Source organism: Streptosporangium sp. 'caverna', from assembly GCF_003203775.1.
GTDB classification, from domain to species: domain Bacteria; phylum Actinomycetota; class Actinomycetes; order Streptosporangiales; family Streptosporangiaceae; genus Streptosporangium; species Streptosporangium subroseum.
Map to the genome: position 1 here is coordinate 10,364,026 of NZ_CP029711.1, position 18,618 is coordinate 10,382,643.

Consider the following 18,618-nt stretch of genomic DNA (forward strand, 5'->3'; position numbering starts at 1 on the left):
CCGGTGCCGCCGGTGGCTGAGGACGGACCCCGGGCTATTCCACCAGCGCGCCGAAGACGTAGGTCCCGGGAGCGTTCGGGTTGTCGCCTGCCCAGAACTCCGTCCAGTGGGTGCGGAACTCGTCGCGGGTGAGGTGGCCGTCACCGTCCAGGTCCAGGCGGGGGAAGATCTCATCGGTCGCCGTGGGCGTCCCGTTCCACGTCTCGATGAGCGCGCCGTACTCCGAACGGGAGATGAGACCGTCCCCGTTGAGGTCGATGGCCTCGAACATCGCGTCGGCGGTGCCGGAGACGGCGTCCGCCATGTCGTCCAGGCCCTCCACGGCGAGGAGCACCTCGTCGAGGGTGACGGCTCTGTCGCCGTCGGGGTCGGAGGTGGCCTGGAGCACCGGCCACCAGCCGGTCATGATGGAGGCCAGCCGCCCCGGATCGACGGACCCGGCGACGGCCGTCCAGCGGTGGGCGAGCGCCTGGAAGTCGGCCTCGGTCAGCCGGCCGTCTCCGTCGACATCCATCGCACGGAAAACTCCGACGACCTTTCTACGCTGGAACTCACTGGCCACATCGGTCTCCGTTCTTCGGGAGGCTTCATGCTGTCGGCCGGTCACCGTTGGCGACCATACTCCTTTAAGTAAGAGATCCGTTACGTACCGTAGGCAGCACCGGAACGATTCAATGCCGTAGCTCTGGAGGCGTCGCTGAGGTTCAGAAGGAGTGGCGGTAGTGGTTGCCCCGTCGAAGTCGCGGGAGTCGCCCGCGCCGATGTGGGTGCGGAAGCCGCCGCGGGCGCCGATGGTGAACTTCCACCACGGGCGACCAGGTCTCCACCGAACCCGCGAGGCCGAGGGGCGGGTGCCTCGTTCAGCGAAGGGTGGATCCGGGCAGGGAGTCGAGCAGCCCGAGCTCGTTCCTGGTGGGCGCCCCCTCCCAGTCGCCGGGTGAGGCGACGGCGAAGGCGCCCGTGGTGACCGCCCGATCGAGACGGCCCGCCAGGTCGAGGTCGTCGAGCAGTCCGGACAGGTAGCCGGCGACAAACGCGTCGCCGGCCCCGACGAGATCGGTGACACGGACGCGGCGGGCCGGGACGTGTTCGGTCGTTTTCAGGGTGTGGCCGCTCGCGCCGTCGCCGCCGCGCTTGACGACCACCTCGTCCACCCCCGCGTCGAGCAGGGAGGCCACGCGGTCGCGTTCCGTCGTCGCCGAGGCCGGTGCGACCAACTCCAGCTCGTCGTCGGATGCGACGACCACCGACAGCGAGGGAACCAGCGGGCGGAGCGCCTCGGCCGCCCGGCCGCGGTCCCAGAGCCGGGAGCGGTGGTTCACGTCGAGGCAGACGCGCACGCCCGCCTCCGCGGCGGCGGTCACCGCCACGCGAACCGCCGCGGCGGGTCCCGGGCCGAGCGCCGGCGTGATCCCGGTGACGTGCAGCAGCCTGGGCGGCGGATCGAGCGCGGGCAGGACGTCCTCCGGGGACATCAGGGACGCGGCGGAGCCCGCCCGGTGGTAGATCACCCGGGTCAGATCGCCGATGCGCCGCTCGAACAGAACGAGCGCGGTGGGCCCACGGCCGTCGACGCGAGCGTGGGTCACGTCCACCGCCTCCGCGCGCAGGGTGCGCAGCACGAGTTCACCGGTCTCGTCGTCCCCCACCCGACCGGTCCAGCCGACCCGGTGGCCCAGCCGCGCCAGGCCGATCGCCACGTTGGACTCGGCTCCCGCGACCGAGAGCCGCATCGTCCCGCCGAGCCTGATCGGGTCGTCCGCGCGTAGAGATGCCATCGTCTCGCCGAAGGTGGCGACCTCGATCGGCCCTCGGGCCGGGTCGTCCGCGCGCGGGGCCGTCGCCTCACCGAAGGTGGCGGTCACAGCGCCTTCCTGAAGCCACGGATCCGCGCCCTGAGCTCCTCGACGCTTCCACCGGCGGCGGCGTCACCCACGAGGGGCGAGCCCACACCGACCGCGACGGCACCGGCACGCAGGTAGTCGGCGGCCTCGGTCATTCCGACTCCGCCGACCGGAACGAACGGAACCTCGGGGAACGGGTCCCGCAGCGCGCGCAGGTGACGCACTCCGCCGAGCGACGCGGGGAACAGCTTGACCGCCGACGCCCCCATGCCGAGCGCGGTCACCACCTCCGTCGGGGTGAGTGCCCCGGCGAGGACGGGCAGACCCAACCGGCCGCCCTCGGCGACCGCCTCGCTCACCGCGGGAGTGACGAGGAAGGTCGCGCCCGCCTCGGCCGCCCTGCGGGCGTCGTCCGCGGTGACCACCGTCCCCGCGCCGAGGTCTGCCACCTCTCCCAGCGCGGCCCGGGCGTCACGGATCACCCGCAGCGCGTCCCCGGTCACCAGGGAGACCTCTATCAGCTCCACGCCCTCCTCGGCCAGGGTGATCACCGTACGGAGCGCGGCATCGGGGTCGGCGCCGCGGACGATGGCCAGCAGGCGGTGCGTGGCGAGCACTTCGAGAAAGCGTTTCGCCTCCGGTGTGGCGGAAGGCCCGGCCTTCGTGACAGCGGGGATCTGTTCGGCCATCAGTTCATCCGTTCCGCGGCCAGCACGAGCCGCCAGGTCAGTTCGCCGGACGACGGGATGACCGCGGCATCGCCCGGACCCGCTTCCGAGAGATCGAATACCGCGCCGAGCATGGGTTCCACGCCGATGCTGCGGTACGGCGAGCCGGCGGGGAATCCGCCGAGGTTGCGCCAGAGGGCGGTGGACACCGGAACCCCCTCGGGGGCCTCCACGCGCAGGTCGAGGACATCGTCGCCGTCCACGACCCGCACGGCCTCGCATCGCAGTACGGCGCCCACGGCGGTGCCGTCGTCGGGACCGAACCGGTCGAGCCGCAGCCCCAACGGCGCGGGCCAGCGACCGTCCAGGTGAGCCGAGCCGTACGGCCAGGCGCGATCGAGCAGCGGGGCCGCTTCGGGGAAGATCCTTGCCGGAGTGTCCTCGGGGGCGAGGAGCCGGGCGTTCTCCCCGAGGTCGAGCAGGGCGTGGGCGGCCCAGACGAACGTGTATCCGGGGTTGGCGGACATCCGGTAGGTCGCGACGACCGTTCCGGCTTCCTCTTCGACCTCGCGCAGCAACTCGAAGTCCTCGCAGCTCACCGCGCTCTCGGCCGGCGAGCCCTTCCAGGCGCGGCTCCACGCGTCGCCGTGGTCCGGGATCCCGCGCACCGTGGGAACACACTCCTCGACGCCGCCCGCGTCGACGAACGCCGATCCCGGGACGACCGAGGCACGAGCGGGCTCGGGGCGCGACCACAACCACTCGCGGCCGCCCCCGGACAGCGAGACCCAGCGGCCGCCCCGGTCGAGGTCGAAACGCGCGTGCAGGGGGACGCTCGCCGTCACCATTCGGCGATCCCGCCGTCGTCGTGCCGCCACACGGGGTTACGCCAGGCGTGTCCCGCCCGGTCGGCCCGCCTGACCGCGGCCTCGTCGATCTCCACGCCCAGGCCCGGCGCCTCCGGACGGGAGACGTATCCCTCCGTGAAGCGGAACACCTCGGGGTCGAGCACGTAGTCGAGGAGGTCCGCGCCCTGGTTGTAGTGCAGCCCGATCGAGTGCTCCTGGATCAGGAAGTTCGGAGTCGCGAAGGCGACCTGGAGGCTGGCCGCGAGGGCGAGGGGGCCGAGCGGGCAGTGCGGGGCGAGCTTGGCGTCCCACACCTCTGCGAGCGCGGCGATCCTCCGGGTCTCCGAGATCCCGCCCGCGTGTGACAGGTCGGGCTGCACCACCGCCACCCCGGCCTCGAGCACGGGCCGGAAATCCCAGCGTGAGTACAGCCGCTCTCCGGTGGCGACCGGGACGCTGCTGGACGTCACGACGTCGCGCAGCAGATGCGGCCGGTCGGGCAGCACCGGCTCCTCGGCGAACATCGGCAGGAACTCGGCGATGAGCGGCAGGATCCGCCGCGCGTCGGCCGCGGACACGCGGCCGTGGAAGTCGACGGCCACGTCGCGGCCCGGCCCGAGGATCTCCCTGGCCAGGGCGACCCGTTCCACCACCCCGGCGACGTCGGCGACCGTCGCGAGGGCGGGCATGCGGCCGCTGGCGTTCATCTTGACCGCGCTGAACCCGGCCTCGATCCTGGCGCCGATGCTCTCGGCGAGCTCGGCCGGCTCGTCGCCGCCCACCCAGGCGTACATGCGGACCCGGTCGCGGACGTGCCCACCGAGCAGCGCGTGGACGGGCACGCCGTAGGTCTTGCCCGCGATGTCCCAGAGTGCCTGGTCAAGGCCCGCGAGCGCGCTGGAGAGCACCGGTCCGCCCCGGTAGAAGCCGCCGTTCGCCATGACCTGCCAGTGATCCTCGATCCGCAGCGGGTCCTGCCCCATCAGGTATTCCGCCAGCACGTGGACGGTGGCCCTGACCGCCTCCGCGCGACCTTCCACCACGGGCTCACCCCAGCCGACCACGCCCTCGTCGGTCTCCACGCGGCAGAACAGCCAGCGTGGCGGCACGAGGAACGTTTCGACATTGACGATTTTCACCGCGACCTCCGACCCCCGATTCCCTGCTTGTCCCCGGCCGCCTTCTCCCTCGTCACGCGGAGTCCTTCACCGCGGTCCATCCCCCGTCGACCACGAGGCAGGCACCGGTGACGTACGAGCTCTCCCCGCAGGCGAGGAAGGTCACCGCGGCGGCCACCTCGTCGGGCCGGCCGAAACGCGCGGCGGCGGTGGCCGCCGCGCTCCGCCGGCGGTCCTCCTCGCCGATGCCGTCCCAGGCGGGGGTGAGAATCGGCCCGGGAAGCACGGTGTTGACCCGCACCTCCGGGCCGTACTCCACGGCCAGCTGGCGTCCGAGTGACACGAGCCCGCCCTTGGCGGCCGCGTAGGCGGGGTGTCCGGGAAGGCCTACCAGGGCGTGCACGGAGGAGCTCAGCACGACGGAGCCCCCGTTCTCCCGCAGGAGCCCGACGCAGGCGTTGACCGCCAGATACGTCGCCGTGAGGTTGACGGCGATCTGCCGGTCCCAGGCCTCCTCGGCCAGCTCGTGGGCGGGGGCTCGCACCACCACGCTGGCGTTGCTGTAGAGCACGTCCAGCCGCCCGAACTCGGCTCGCGCCGCCTCCGCGACCCGCCGCCAGGTCAGGGCCTCGGCGACATCGCCGGTGATCACCAGAACGTCCGGCCGGTCCTGTCGCTGCTCGGTCACGTCCACCGCGATCACGCGGGCGCCCTCACCCAGGAACCGGTCCACCACCGCGGCGCCGATGCCCGAGGCCGCGCCGGTCACCACGGCCACCTTCCCGGACAACAGTCCTCGTTCCATGATCTGCACCTTGTCCCCGGGAGCGGACGACACGTCGGTCCGGTCATCTGGGGGCGGGGCCAGGCCGGCCACCGCAACAACGTTGTCATTCATCGAGATCAGTCAACACGGCGTCACCGGTCGCGGGGAATGTCGGATATTCGGAGCCACCTGGACGATCCGATGGTGTGTGCCATACTGACCCCATGCCGATCCAGGAGGGTTTCCTTAACCAGCGGCTGACCGTGGTGCCCCGCCGGGTCGTGGTCGAGGCGAGTTCTCGCCCGGTGACCAGACGCCTCATGGTCACGGACACCGGGCACTATCCGATCGCTGCGGATCACTTGATGAGGCGGCCAAACGGCATCGAGGAGACCATCCTCATCCTGTGCACGGCCGGCACCGGATGGGCGAACATCGCGGGCGCCCAGCACCGCGTCGGAGCGAACACGGCGCTGGTGATCCCGCGGGGCACCCCGCACGCGTACGGCGCCTCCTACGACAACCCCTGGACGATCTGGTGGTGCCACCTCCGAGGCGCCGACTTGGCCGAGCTCATCGAGGAGGTCGGCGGGCCGGCAATCCCCATCCGCCGCATCGATCGAGCGATCGCCCTGCTCGACGAGATCGTGACCACCCTCGAACGGGGTCACTCGCCGGCGAGCCTGATGGGCGCGGCGGGCGCCGCGTGGAAGCTCCTCACGCAGATCGTGGTCGACCGCACCATGCCGGCGCCCGGTGATCCCCTGCAGCGCGCGATGGCCTACCTGGCCGAGCGGCTGGACAGCACCGTCCGGGTCGCCGACCTGGCGTCGCTGGTCGGCGTCTCACCCTCCCATCTGAGCGCGCTGTTCCGCCGCGCGACCGGGGGCGGAGTGCTCGCGCACCACACGGCGCTCCGGATGGCGCAGGCCCGCAGCCTTCTCGACACCACGGACACGACCGTCGCGAACATCGCCCGCGAGGTCGGCTACCCCGACCCGTTCTACTTCTCCCGTCACTTCAAGCGGATGCACGAGGCCAGTCCCACCGAGTACCGCAACCGCGCGAAGGGCTGAGCCACCCGCGTCACGGCGCCGCCGTCGAGCTCACGACGCGCAGCAGCACCGATCGGTCGACGTCCAGCGACGGCGCCTCGACGCCGACGAGCCGCAGCACGCGCCCGGGAAGGGTCACGCCGTCGTGCTGCCACGGCGGGAGCACCGTACCGGCCGCGGGCGCGGACCCGGGGTGGACGGCGTGGACGGTGTAGTCGCGCGCGTCGTCGAGACCGGGCAACCGGATGCGCCCCGGCGGCCACGTCGACGGGCGCTCGACGACGCTGAACGCGTAGAGCGCCTCACCGCGATCGCCCGCCACGACGCCCTCAAGACGGAACGCCGCGTCGGCGAGGTCGGCGTGGACGACCTCCCCCGAGTGCAGCAGCTCCCGGTGCTCCTTGTGGAACGCGATCCACCGCGCGAGCACCGCGAGGGTCTCGTCGTCGGCGGTGAGCAGGTTCACCTCGACGCCCAGGTGTCCCCACAGCGCCTTCTCCGCGCGATAGTCGAGCGGATGCGTCCGGTGGGTGGTGTGCGACTCCTCGGCCCCGATGTGCGTGCCCTGCATCTCCGGGGGAACCAGCAACCCCGTCCAGCGTTGGATCTCGAGCCGCTCGTGCGGGTCGTTGCAGTCGCTCGGCCAGACCCGGTCGGTGAACTCCAAGACGCCGAGGTCGATGCGTCCCCCGCCGCTGGCGCACGACTCGATCTCCAGTCCCGGGTGGGCGGCCTTGAGCTCGGCCATCAGCCGGTAGACCTGCTCGACCTGCGTGCGCACTCCCGGCCGCCCGCTGGGCGTGTGGCCGGCGTCGAGCAGATACCGGTTGTGGTCCCACTTGATGTAGTCGATGCCGAGCGATCCGACGAGGGCGCTCATCCGGTCGAACAGACGGGCGTACGCGCCGGGGTGGCCGAGGTCGAGCACGTGCTGGTGACGGGAGGCGAGGCCGGGGCCGTGTCCCGCGTCGAAGATCCATTCTGGGTGCTCGCGAGCCAGGTCCGAGTCGAGGTTGACCATCTCCGGCTCGAACCAGAGCCCGAAGTCCATGCCGAGCTCGCGCACCCGGGCGACGAGCGGTTCGAGGCCCTCGGGCCAGACGTCCGCGTCGACCGTCCAGTCGCCGAGCGAGCTGGTGTCGTCGCGGCGGCCGAGGAACCATCCGTCGTCGAGCACGAACCGCTCGGCGCCGGCCTCCGCTCCGCGTTCGGCGAGCGCGCTCAGGGTGTCGAGGTCGTGGTCGAAGTAGACCGCCTCCCAGGTGTTCAGCACCACGGGCCGGGGCGAGCGAGGATGTTCCGGCCTCGACCGCAGGTGCCGGTGGAATCGCGCGGCGAGTTCGTCCAGCCCGACCCCCCACGATCCGTACTGCCACGGGCTCCGGTGCGAATCGCCCTGCCCGAGCACCACCTCGGCGGGAAGCAGCACCTCTCCCGCCGTGAGGTGCCTCGTGCCCGCGGGTGTCCGCTCGGCGGCGAGCACCTGGTTGCCGCTCCACGCGAGATGGGTCGCCCACACCGCGCCGTGCCGGAACCCGAAGCCCGCCTCACCGGCGACCAGCAGCAGAGTGTGCTCGAGTCCCGGCTTGCCTCCCCGCGAGGCCCGGACCCACTCCCCCACGTGGAACGGACGTCGCTGCGGCACCCGTTCGAGCGCCCAGCGACCGGTCAGGTCGAGGATCTCCGACGCGTCCGACGGCACCGGGAGCGCCAGTTCGAGGGAGCCGACGCGGTACGGCGTCGCCGCGTCGTTCCTGATCCGGACTCGCTGGCGCACGAGCCCGCTCGCGGCGAGCACCTGGATCTCGAAGTCGGCGGCCAGGCCGTACTCCGGGTCGACGGCCGTGGTGCGCAGCACGGGCCCGTCGGCCGCGTCGTCGACGTCGTGCGTCGCGTCCCGGAACTTCGGGGCCCAGCGCCGGCCGTCGTCGTCGCCGACGAGACCCGGGCGTCCGAGCCAGCCCTCCGCCGGCTGCGGGAGCACCGGGACGGGCTGGGGGTAGGTGACCGCGCTGTCGCCGATCGCGGGAAGCGCCGCCTTCCGCACGTACGCCAGGGCGTCGTCCCCGACCTCTCCGAGATCCGGCCCCCAGTGCAGGATGCGCGGCAGCCTGCCCCCGTCGACGGCGACGACGAGGCTGGTGCCCCCGGCGCGCAGGTGGATCGGTATGTGCCGGTCGTCGTTCACTGTCCGTCGTTCTCCATCGTTTCCGTCATCCCTTGAGTCCACTGCTCGCGATGCCCGCGAAGAACTGCCGCTGCAGAACCAGGAAGACGACCACGAGAGGTATCGAGCATACGAACGCGCCCGCCATGAGGGTCGGGTAGTCCGTACCGAACTGTCCCTGCAGTCCCGCGAGGCCCACCGGCAGCGGCCGGTTCTCCCCGGAGGGAGAGACGATGAGGGGCCAGAGCAGGTCGTTCCACGAGTAGAGACCCGTCAGCACGGCGAGTGCGGCCAGCATCGGCCGGGCCATCGGCAGCATCACGTACCAGAACACCTGGAAGGTGTTGGCGCCGTCGAGCCGGGCCGCCTCCTCGTAGTCCTTCGGCATTGTGAGGAACGCCTGGCGCATCAGGAAGGTCCCGAACGCGGAGAAGAGGCCGGGAATGGCGAGCGCCGGGAGGGTGTCCAGCAGTCCCAGGTCGCGGACGAGCTCGTACTGGCCGATCAGGAAGAGCTGGCTCGGGACCATCAGCATGACGATGAACAGGCCGAACAGCACGTTGCGGCCGCGGAAGGGGATGCGCGCGAACGCGTATCCGGCGAGCGCGGCGACCACGATCTGACCGACGACCCGCAGGGCGAGCGAACCGGTGGAGACCGCGAACATCGACCAGAACGGCACGGTCGAGAAGAACGTCTCGAACGAGTGCAGGCTGAGATCCCCCGGCAGGATCGTCGGCGGGATCCTGGTCACCTCGGCGGTCGTCTTGAACACGGTGAGGATCTGCCAGACGAACGGCACCACCATGAAAACGGACGCGCCGATGAGGATCACATGGATCGGCCAGGTGGTGGCCGGCTTCCCGCGCCACCGGGGACCCGGCGTGCGGCGGACGGTGGACTCAGCCATAGAAGACCCAAGATCTCTGCAGACGGAACTGGAGGGCCGTCGCGATCATGATCACGATGAGGAGCACGATCGCGATCGCGGCGCCGTAGCCCTGGTGGAACTGGACGAACGCCTTCTCGTAGAACAGGTACACGATCGTCTTGGAGTCGGCGAGGGCCGTGTTGTTCACCCCGCGCAGCATGATGAAGATCAGGTCGAACATCTGCAGGGCGGCGATCACGTTGAGGATCGTGACGAAGAAGATGCTCGGGCTGAGCAGCGGCACGGTGATGTGGAAGAACTGCCGGACGCGGCCGGCGCCGTCGAGGGCGGATGCCTCGTAGAGGGCCTTCGGGATGGCCTGCAACCCGGCGCCGAGGATGATCAGGTTGATGCCGAGGCCCATCCAGATGCCGACGACGCCGAACGCGAAGATCGTGAACCGGGGGTCGGCCACCCAGAACTGCCCGTCGACGCCGAACCACGACAGCACGTAGTTGAGCAGCCCGAAGTCTCCGTTGTAGATGAACCGCCAGACCATGCCGATGGCCACGGGCAGGGTGACGACCGGCAGGAAGAAGAGCACGCGGTAGATCGCGCGTCCCCGGCCGACCTGCTCGATCAGCGCGGCGAGCGCGATGGCGAGGGGGATGCCGAGCAGGATGATCGCGGTGTAGAGCGCGGAGTTCCCGAACGCCTTCCAGAAGTCACCGTCGCCGATGAGGGTCGTGTAGTTCTCGATCCCCACGAAGGTCGCGGGCCCGAACGCCGGGACGTCCTGGAAGCTCTTGATCAGGGTCGACAGGAACGGCCACAGGTAGAGGACCACCAGGCCGATCGTCGCGGGGGCGATGAACGCCAGCGCCCACCACCCGCTGGGTGTGCTGACGCCTGTGCGGCGGCCGGTCGGCCGCCGCACGAACTTCGTTGCCACGTTCGTCATTTCTTGGCGAGCACCTGGTCGACGGCGTCCTGATATTCCTTCGCCGCGTCCTGCACGGGCTTCTTACCGTCCCACGCGGGAGTCAGGTACTGCGCGGCGAGCCCCTGCCACTCGGACGCGTTCCCCGCGACCGGGAGCGGGACGCTGTAGTCGATGGCGTCGATGAACACCTGCAGATGGAACTCGGGCATCGCGTCGAGCCACGGCTTCTGGGTTCCCTTGTAGGCGGGGAGCACCGTTCCGGTGGCCGCCTGGATCTCGGCGGCCTTCGTACCGCCGAGGAAGGCGAGGAACTTCTTGAGCTCCTCCGGATGCTTGCTGCCGGCGTATCCGGCGTTGCCGATGCCGCTGGTGACGGTGGCGCGCTTGACGCCCTGCGGCAGGGGCGCGACGTCGACCTTGTTCTTCAGCTCGGGATTCTTGTAGAGCCGCAGGGCCCAGTACGCGCCGGAGAAGTACATGGCGACCTTCTGGTTCTCGAACATCGAGACCGCCTCGGTGTCCGACAGCTGCTTCAGCGTCGGCGACGAGCCGGCCGCCTGCAGGTCGGTCCAGAACTTCAGGCCGGCGACTCCCGCCGGGCTCGCGAAGTCGGAGGCGGTGCCGTCCGGGTTGATGATGGAGCCGCCGGCCTGCAGGATCGTGTTGTAGAAGCCGCCCTGCGAGTCGATCGGCGCCGCGATGCCCCAGACGCCCTTCGCGGGGTCGGTCAGCTTCTTGGCCGCGTCCTGCACGTCCTGCCAGCCCCACGTGTCATCCGGGTACTTGACGCCCGCGGCGTCGAAGAGCGCCTTGTTGTACCAGATGCCGTTGGTGTCGAAGTCCTTCGGCAGCGCGAAGGACTTGCCCTCGTAGGTGTAGGAGTCGGAGACGGCCTTGGGGTAGACACTCATGTCGATCTTGTTGGACTTCACCGTGTCGGACAGGTCGAGAAGCTGACCGCCCTTCGCGTACTCGCGGAAGTGGTCGGCGAGCATCCAGAACGCGTCCGGCGCGGTGCCGCCGGCGGCGCCGACCTGGAGCGTCGACCAGTATTCGGTCCACGGCAGCGTCTGGACCTTGATGGCGATGTTCGGGTTCGCCTTCTCGAACTCGGTGGCGATCTGCTGCATCGCGGGAGTCTGGTCCTCACTCCAGTTCGCGTAGGTGAGGGTGACCTTCTCGTCAGACGCGCCACTGGATGATCCGCCCGAGCAGGCGGTGAGGAGCGTTGCCGCCGCGACCATCGCCGTGGCGGCGATCCAATTGCGTTTCATGGTGTTCCTCTGATCGTGTTGTGTGCCGGTCGTCCATGACCGGCACGGGTGTTACCGGTTGGGGGATGCGACGTGAACGGCGGTGTCGACCCAGTCGACGTGCACGCCGATGTCGTCCGGAGCCACGGTTTCGCTGCGCAGGCACAGGGTCTGGGCGCCTGAGACGTCCAGGCTGAAGGTCGTGACGGGCTTCCCCGCCTCGACGACGGCGGTGAAGAGCTCGTGGTCGTCCGCGAGGACACTCACCTTGGCGCTGCCGGTCGACTCGTCGTCGACGCCGACCGCGCCGGTGAACGTCTCCGCGCGCCCGCCGAGGTGGAAGCGCGCCTCCGAGTACGGCGCCGTGCCGAGGCCGCGTTCGAATCCCGTGCCCGCGATGCGCATGGGCCGGCCGTCGCCGGGGTTTCCCGCCCCGTTCGACTGGTCACGCTCGACGGGTCCGTCGTCGTTGACAAACGCGATCATCGGCAGGTCCGGCAGCTCGTACGTGCCGGGGGTCATGGGGCGCACGACGCGCGCGTGCGAGACCACGGGGACCACACCGTCGCCGTCCCGTTCGACCGTCACGACCCCGAGCCGGCCGGGTCGCAGCGAGCGATCGGGACGGATGGCCCAGCCCGTCCCGCCGACGCGCTCGGCGGACCAGCCCGCCGGGAGGCGCAGCCGGGCGTCGACGTCGGTCGTCACGGACGCGGTCCCGTCGGCTCCGATCTCGGCGACGGGCGGGTGCACGACCGGTGCGGGACGGAGCGGCCTGGGTGCGGCCCTGAACAGATCGGCACCCGCCGGCGCCACGATGGCGACGAAGCCGCCGTCCCGGGCGACCGCGACGTCGATCGCGTCCGTGGCGGTCGTGGTCGTCTCCGCGAGCCCGGTCGCCGGCACCTCGCCGGACGTCGGCGACGCGTCGCCGACGATCCACACCCGGGCGTCCGGCCCCGCCCCGAGCTCGCCGAACGGCACGTGGATCGTGCGCGCGTCCCCGGTGGCGACGCCGCCCACGAACCAGCGGTCGCCCGCTCGGCGGGCGATGACGGCGTGGCTGTCGGGGTCGCCCGCCAGCAGCGTCGTCTCGTCCCAGACCGGGGCCAGCTCCGCGAGGAACCTGGCCGCGAGCGGGCGTGAGGCATAGGCGTCGACGTGGTCGGCGAAGTGGGTGATCCCGCACTCGAACGCGACCGAGAGCCCGAGCTCGTGGCCGTCGCTGGTCGTGCGGTTCGCGGCGCCGAACGCGACCGGCGTGGCGTCCATCGCGCCGACGATGTTGCGGGTGAACGGCTGGATGACGTTGTGGGACGCGGTGAGGGCCTGGTTCTCGAAGAACACGTAGTACTCGGCGCCGCGGATCGCCTCGTACCCGATCACCTGGGGGAACGTGCGCGCCCAGCCGCGCGGGATGACCGAGCCGTGGAAGTTCACCATGAGGCCGAGCCGGGCGGTTTCCGTGAGGACCGTGTCGTACCAGCGGTAACGGTCCTTCGACTCCGACTCCATGAAGTCGACCTTGATGCCGGCGACGCCCCAGGAGCGCCACAGCGCCAGCTTCCGCAGGTCCTCCGGGCTGTTGAGGTCGCGCCAGATGGTCCAGAGATGAACCTGGACTCCCCGGCGGCTCGCATAGGCGACGATCTCCGGCACCCAGGTCTCCTCCCATCCGCAGTCGATGAGCAGGTGCTCCCAGCCGAGGTCGGCGGCGACGTCCACGAAGTGTTTCTGCCGCTCCAGCTGCGCGCCCGAGTAGAAGTCGGACCACCACGACCAGGCTGCGCGCCCCGGCCGGACCCAGGTCGCGTCCTCCAGGTCGGGTGAGACGGCCGGCGCCAGCTCGTCGACGAGCAGCGAGGACACGAGCTGGGGCAGCGTTCCGACGAGGATGACGCGCCACGGCGTCACGACGCCGCGGGCGACCTCGACACCGTCGTCGGCGAGGGTGAACCGCAGCGTCCGGCCGCCGTCCGCGTCCGGCTCGCCCGCCTCGGCGTGCGTGCCGGCGAAGCGCCCGTCGATCCCCGATTCGGTGATCAGGATGTGTGTCGTCGCGTCGAGACGGGTGAGGAACGGGAATCCGTACGCGCCGCTCGCCAGCTCGGCGGTGTCCGCCCCGAAGCGGGGCGTCTCGTACCAGGTCTGGTAGTCGAGCACCCAGCTCCTCGATCCGGCGGGAAGCGTCACGGCGGTACGGTCCCCGGTGACCCGGGCGGTTCCGTCGAGGGTGGGCATCGCGTAGCGGATCCCGACGCCGTCACGCGCGACCCGCAGAATGACCTGCCACTCGACGCCGTCGGCCTCGCGGAAGGTGTGCACGCTTTCGTGGTGCTCGTAGTCGTGGTCTCCGGCGGATTTGCCGGAACGGAGGCTCATCCGGTCGCGAACCGTGCGATCCGAGACGTGCACGAGTTCTGCGTCGATGCCGAGCTCTCTGCCGTCGATCGCGAACCCGAGCGGAATCCGGTCCAGGACGATCTTGTCGTTCCAGGTGACGGTCAGCTGCACGCCCGTGTCCGCGTTCCGGACCTGAGCGCCCACCGCACCTGTGCTCGTCGCGGGGCGGGGGCGTACCTCGTCGCTCAACACGTTCTCCATCGGAAGCCTTCGGATTGTTCAGGTGGCGATAAACCGCCGTTCAACGGTGACGCTATAGGTCGCGTCCCCCTTGGCCACATGGGCCTTCATAGTTGGGGGATGGACGATCCGACGATTCGGAGCCGGGCGGCGTCCACACGGGCCGCCCGGCCCCGGACTCACATCACGACGTCAAGCGAGTCGACCGTCACCGCCGCCCCGGACGCGTTCTTGATCAGGATGGTGTTGGCGCCGGAGCCCAAGGGGAGCCCGACGGTCGCGGTGGCGAGGGCGTCGCCGCCGCCGGTCCCATGGAGCGCGACCGTGACCGGGGTTCCCCCGTTGACCGTCACCTTGATCGACGCTGCCGCGGCCGACGCGTAGTGGATCCGCACCGTCTTGTCGCCACTCGACGCGGCCTGGAACGGCACCGACAGCGAGCCGGCCGCGAGACCGGACACCCCGGTGCCACCCGTGCACTGCGAGCACGCATCCAGAACGGCACCGCCCGCCCGGGTGTTCGCCGCCGCCTCTGCCTCGACCGTGCGCGCGATCGTCAGCGCGTCGATGTCCGGCGAGAAGGCGCTCGCGTTCAGGAATGCGACGGTGTTCGCACCGGCGTTGAGCGGCACGTCGAGCGACCACTTGCCCACGTGCTCCCATCCACCGGAGTCCTTGACGTTCTCCGTCGACACGGTGGCGCCGTTCACCCGGACCTGCACCGACCGTGGGTCGCCGGAGGTGTAGGTGAAGGTCAGCCTGTGCGTGCCCGCGGTCGCGGCCATCACACCGTTGAACTGTACGGAACCGCCGGATCCGATGTTTCCGACCTTCTGCCCACCCGAACATCCCTTGCACGCCTGCACACCGGCACCGCCGCCACGCGTGTTGGAGGCGCTCTCCGCCTCGTACCGCGCGTCACCGGATCCGATCATCGCCAGAGGCGTCCTGGAGATGTGCACGGAGACCCCGCCCGTGGCGATCATCGGCAGCGAGAGCGTGGTCGCGCTCGTGACGGCCTGCGTCGAGACGGTGAGCCTCCCCGAGTCGTTGTCCGAGAAGATCGTCGCCGTGTGGGCGCCGGAGCCGAGGAACGACAGGGGAACCGTGGCGGTCCTGGCCGGTGACGTCATCGCGCCGACGAACCAGTCGTCGCCCGACCGGCGTGCGACCGTGATGTGGTCTCCGGGGAAGCCCTCGACGACCTTCGTCTCGTCCCACGTCGTCGGCAGCGCGCGCATCAGCCAGCGGCCGTCCCACTGCTCGTAGGCCGCGGCCGAATCCGCGTAGTTGACCATCGCGGAGGTGAACACGACCGCCTGCGCGAGCGTGTGACCCTGCGTGAGGATCGACGCGTTCTCCGAGATCATCGTGGGCGTGTAGTCCATTCCGCCGAGCATGTTGCGGATGAACGGATAGGTCACGTCCTGGCGGGCGGTGGTGGGGGGCGGGTACAGGTAGTGCTCGGTGCCGGCCACGGCCTCCGAGGTCACCAGCCACGGCCAGCTGCGGTTCTCACCACCCGGCTTGGTGCTGCCGTGGAAGTTGAGCATCATCTGGTGGTTCGCCGCCGCCTGGCCGATCGACTGGTACCAGCCCATCGACTCCTTCGAGTCGCTGAGGAAGAAGTCCACCTTGAGACCGTCGATGCCGTAGCTCTTGTGCTCGGCCATCAGGGCCTCCGCGGCGGCCGGGTCGGCGAACGGTTCGGCGTTGACCCAGGCGAACATGCCCACCCCGCGCTGCCTGGCGTAGGCCGCGATCACCGGCAGGTCGGTCGACCTGTTGTAGCAGCAGTCCATGGTCACGTACTCGAAGCCCATGGACTCGGCGAAGTCGACGTACTCCCTCTGCTTGTCGAGGTCGCTCGCGCTGTCCTCGTCCGCGTACCACGACCACGCGGCGCGCCCCGGGCGGACCCACGAGGAGTCCGCCGTCGCCGGCGGGTTCAGGTTCTGTACCAGGTCAGAGTTGTAGAGCGTGTCGAGATCACCCGCGATGATCGCCGCGCGCCAGGGCGTCTCGAACGGGTACGTCGTCGAGATCGGGAACGCCTGATCCGGCGTCCGCTTCAGGTTCAGCAGCCCGTCACCCGCACCGCTGCCCTTCAGCAGCGACGGGACGTAGGAGGCGTTCGCGTTCACCACCTGCGCCTCGGTGATGACCGTGAAGTAGGCATTGTCGTCGATCGACGCCAGCAACGGCATCGTGAGCTCCGTGCCGGAGTTCAGCTGGGACGCGTCCCTGTAGGTGTAGTCCTGCTCGTAGTTCGCGTTCCACGGGGCCGCCCATCCGCCGGTCGTCGCCGGCAGGCGGAACCCGCCGGTCTCGTCCGTGATCGACACCGACCCGCTTCCCGGCAACCGGTACCGGTAGGCGATGCCGTCGTCGTAGGCGCGGACCACCAGTTCGAGCGTCCGCCCGCTCTTGGAGTACCGCAGGATCAGCTCGTTCGCATGATCGCGGTACGACGGCTTCGTTCCCGCCGGCAGCGAATAGGCGGTGTCGATCGCCGTACGCGTCTCGCTGACGTAGCTGAGCCCGGACCGCAGATCGACCGCCGAGGTGGCGATGCCCAGGGGGGAACTCCCGAAGATCGACGTGGCGCCCGCCGTCACCGCGAACGTCAGGGCACCTCCCGTCTGCTCGGTGACGGAGAAAGCGATCTGTCCGTTTGGAGAGCTCACGCTGTGCGTTGTGAGGGCGAGCGCGGGAGTTGCCGCGAAGAGGGAGAGGAGCATCCCCAGTGCGGCAACGACGGCTAACAGACGCGGACGTCGTCGCCCGGTTCTTCGCGACATTTCGCCTCCAGTTTGCATGGTGGACCGGTCCTAACTAGACATATCCACTCGGGTGAGGCAAAACTATGGGCCTAGCTGAACGTGGTCGGAATGGTGGAACCTGTGGATTGAATGGATATTCCGACTAATTCAGCGAAGCTTTCTCCGGCAGGGTCGGCCACGACGAACGGCCGGTTCCTCGGCGCCGTCGACGGTGATCGCGACCGTGCGGCCGTGGAGGGCGAATCACCGGTATGCGACGGGGTTACAAAGGAATGCCCAGGCGGGGAACCGCTCACGGAGAACGCGTAGCACTGGGGGCGCGGTGCTCATGGAGCGGGCGGAGCCGTTCGACCGGCGGAGCCACCCTTGACTCCCCAGTCGGTGGTGAGAGCGGTCGCGAGGTGGCGTTTACGCGGATCGCTGGGAGGAGTCAGGCACCCCCGGGCGGCGGGCGTGCGCCGCAGCTATTACGGTCGAGGTATGGACTATCGCAGCCTTGGACGTACCGGTATGCAAGTCAGCCCCCTGTGCCTGGGAGCCATGATGTTCGGCGCGTGGGGCGAACCGGACCACGACACCTCGATCAAGATTATCCACCGTGCACTGGATGCCGGAATCAACTTCATCGACACCGCTGACGTGTACTCGCAGGGCGAATCGGAGACGATCGTCGGCAAGGCACTGGCGAACGGCCGTCGCGACGATGTCATCCTGGCGACGAAGTTCCACGGCCAGATGGGCGTGGCCCCGGGCCAGACCGGCGGCGATCCGAACAAACGCGGCAACTCGCGGCGCTGGATCATCCAGGAGGTGGAGAACAGCCTTCGCCGTCTCAACACGGACTGGATCGACCTCTACCAGGTGCACCGGCCGGACCGGGACACCGCGATCGACGAGACCCTTTCGGCACTGACCGACCTGCAGCGCCAGGGCAAGATCCGCGCGTTCGGCTCCTCGACCTTCCCCGCCCACGAGGTCGTCGAGGCGCAGTGGACCGCGCGGGATCGCGGGCTCAGCCCGTTCGTCACCGAGCAGCCGCCGTACTCGATCCTGGTCCGCGCGATCGAGGCGGACCTGCTGCCGGTGACCCAGCGCTACGACATGGGCGTCCTGCCGTGGAGCCCGCTGGCCGGCGGCTGGCTGACCGGCCGCTACCGCAAGGGGCAGGAGATCCCGGCCTCGCGTCGTGCCGAGCGCATGCCGGCCCGCTACGACCTGTCCGATCCGGACAACCAGCGGAAGCTGGAAGCCGCTGATGCGCTGGCGGTGGTGGCCGAGAACGCCGGAATGTCCCTGGTCCACATGGCATTGGCCTTTGTACTGCAGCACCCCGCGGTGACCGCACCGATCATCGGACCGCGCACGATGGAACAGCTGGAAACACAGCTCGGCGCCGTCGACGTCACCCTCACCACCGATGTACTGGACCAGATCGACAAAATCGTCCCGCCCGGCGTCACCCTCGCACGCGCGGACAGAGGCTACGTGCCGCCGGCACTCCAGGATCCCTTCCTGCGCAGGCGCCGTACGAGCTGAGCTCTGGCCCCGGGGACGGCACCGACCGGCAGAAGCGTCAGCCGAATCGCTGGTTGCTTCTGCCGGGTCGTCTTCGGGGCGTTCCGTCCCGGAAGCGTCGCCGGTGGTTCCGGAGGCGTCGCTGGGTTAGGTCGTCGAGAGCCGGGCCACTGGGTTAGGTCACTGAGGGTTGGGTCGCAGCGG

At 70.0% G+C, this 18,618-nt stretch carries 14 protein-coding genes; 2 read left to right on the forward strand and 12 right to left on the reverse strand.

What is annotated here, in order from left to right; translation table 11 throughout:
• Positions 1-34 precede the first annotated feature (34 nt).
• The 6 genes from DKM19_RS44775 to DKM19_RS44800 all read right to left on the reverse strand — a co-directional run bounded on the left by DKM19_RS44775 (position 35) and on the right by DKM19_RS44800 (position 5,283).
• Complete coding sequence (locus tag DKM19_RS44775; RefSeq protein ID WP_369987394.1) at positions 35-607, reverse strand: EF-hand domain-containing protein; 573 nt, start codon at positions 605-607, stop codon at positions 35-37.
• A 253-nt stretch (positions 608-860) separates the two neighbouring features.
• A complete protein-coding gene (locus DKM19_RS44780) occupies positions 861-1,865 on the reverse strand; it encodes a sugar kinase (RefSeq protein ID WP_239513931.1) in 1,005 nt (334 codons plus the stop codon).
• Complete coding sequence (locus DKM19_RS44785) at positions 1,862-2,533, reverse strand: bifunctional 4-hydroxy-2-oxoglutarate aldolase/2-dehydro-3-deoxy-phosphogluconate aldolase (protein ID WP_110704725.1); 672 nt, start codon at positions 2,531-2,533, stop codon at positions 1,862-1,864. Before DKM19_RS44785 ends, DKM19_RS44780 begins: the two co-directional genes overlap by 4 nt.
• Positions 2,533-3,360 (reverse strand): hypothetical protein, encoded by an 828-nt coding sequence (locus DKM19_RS44790; RefSeq protein ID WP_110704726.1) that lies wholly within the window; start codon positions 3,358-3,360, stop codon positions 2,533-2,535. The genes DKM19_RS44785 and DKM19_RS44790 overlap by 1 nt, the downstream gene beginning before the upstream one ends.
• Positions 3,354-4,499, reverse strand: coding sequence for a galactonate dehydratase (gene dgoD / locus DKM19_RS44795; protein WP_110704727.1), 1,146 nt, complete (start codon positions 4,497-4,499; stop codon positions 3,354-3,356). The genes DKM19_RS44790 and dgoD overlap by 7 nt, the downstream gene beginning before the upstream one ends.
• Before the next feature lie 52 nt (positions 4,500-4,551).
• Complete coding sequence (locus DKM19_RS44800; protein WP_110706429.1) at positions 4,552-5,283, reverse strand: SDR family NAD(P)-dependent oxidoreductase; 732 nt, start codon at positions 5,281-5,283, stop codon at positions 4,552-4,554.
• A 185-nt stretch (positions 5,284-5,468) separates the two neighbouring features.
• Between DKM19_RS44800 and DKM19_RS44805 the strand changes: the two genes are divergently transcribed.
• A complete protein-coding gene (locus DKM19_RS44805; protein WP_110704728.1) occupies positions 5,469-6,320 on the forward strand; it encodes an AraC family transcriptional regulator in 852 nt (283 codons plus the stop codon).
• A gap of 10 nt (positions 6,321-6,330) precedes the next feature.
• Here DKM19_RS44805 and DKM19_RS44810 read toward each other — a convergent pair whose 3' ends face one another.
• From DKM19_RS44810 to DKM19_RS44835, 6 genes are all read right to left on the reverse strand, one after another.
• Complete coding sequence (locus DKM19_RS44810) at positions 6,331-8,487, reverse strand: alpha-galactosidase (RefSeq protein WP_110704729.1); 2,157 nt, start codon at positions 8,485-8,487, stop codon at positions 6,331-6,333.
• Positions 8,488-8,512: 25 nt separating this feature from the next.
• Positions 8,513-9,376, reverse strand: a complete 864-nt coding sequence (locus DKM19_RS44815; protein WP_110704730.1) for a carbohydrate ABC transporter permease — start codon at positions 9,374-9,376, stop codon at positions 8,513-8,515.
• Positions 9,369-10,289, reverse strand: a complete 921-nt coding sequence (locus DKM19_RS44820) for a carbohydrate ABC transporter permease (protein ID WP_239513932.1) — start codon at positions 10,287-10,289, stop codon at positions 9,369-9,371. The genes DKM19_RS44815 and DKM19_RS44820 overlap by 8 nt, the downstream gene beginning before the upstream one ends.
• Positions 10,290-10,294: 5 nt before the next feature.
• Entirely contained in the window at positions 10,295-11,554 is a 1,260-nt protein-coding gene (locus DKM19_RS44825; RefSeq protein WP_110704732.1) for a sugar ABC transporter substrate-binding protein, read from the reverse strand.
• A gap of 51 nt (positions 11,555-11,605) precedes the next feature.
• On the reverse strand, positions 11,606-14,125 hold the full coding sequence (locus tag DKM19_RS44830; protein ID WP_162642243.1) for a glycoside hydrolase family 97 catalytic domain-containing protein: 2,520 nt from the start codon (positions 14,123-14,125) through the stop codon (positions 11,606-11,608).
• A gap of 170 nt (positions 14,126-14,295) precedes the next feature.
• Positions 14,296-16,803 (reverse strand): glycoside hydrolase family 97 catalytic domain-containing protein, encoded by a 2,508-nt coding sequence (locus tag DKM19_RS44835; RefSeq protein WP_162642245.1) that lies wholly within the window; start codon positions 16,801-16,803, stop codon positions 14,296-14,298.
• A 606-nt stretch (positions 16,804-17,409) separates the two neighbouring features.
• Between DKM19_RS44835 and DKM19_RS44840 the strand changes: the two genes are divergently transcribed.
• Positions 17,410-18,435 (forward strand): aldo/keto reductase, encoded by a 1,026-nt coding sequence (locus tag DKM19_RS44840; RefSeq protein ID WP_369987400.1) that lies wholly within the window; start codon positions 17,410-17,412, stop codon positions 18,433-18,435.
• The last annotated feature ends 183 nt before the right edge of the window (positions 18,436-18,618 follow it).

Excerpts from the sequence above, each read along its gene's own strand:
- DKM19_RS44785 (WP_110704725.1), bottom strand. The coding sequence starts at position 2,533 with ATGGCCGAACAGATCCCCGCTGTCACGAAGGCCGGGCCTTCCGCCACA.
- DKM19_RS44815 (WP_110704730.1), bottom strand. The coding sequence starts at position 9,376 with ATGGCTGAGTCCACCGTCCGCCGCACGCCGGGTCCCCGGTGGCGCGGG.
- DKM19_RS44800 (WP_110706429.1), bottom strand. The coding sequence starts at position 5,283 with ATGGAACGAGGACTGTTGTCCGGGAAGGTGGCCGTGGTGACCGGCGCG.
- DKM19_RS44805 (WP_110704728.1), top strand. The coding sequence starts at position 5,469 with ATGCCGATCCAGGAGGGTTTCCTTAACCAGCGGCTGACCGTGGTGCCC.
- DKM19_RS44790 (WP_110704726.1), bottom strand. The coding sequence starts at position 3,360 with ATGGTGACGGCGAGCGTCCCCCTGCACGCGCGTTTCGACCTCGACCGG.
- DKM19_RS44840 (WP_369987400.1), top strand. The coding sequence starts at position 17,410 with ATGCAAGTCAGCCCCCTGTGCCTGGGAGCCATGATGTTCGGCGCGTGG.
- DKM19_RS44825 (WP_110704732.1), bottom strand. The coding sequence starts at position 11,554 with ATGAAACGCAATTGGATCGCCGCCACGGCGATGGTCGCGGCGGCAACG.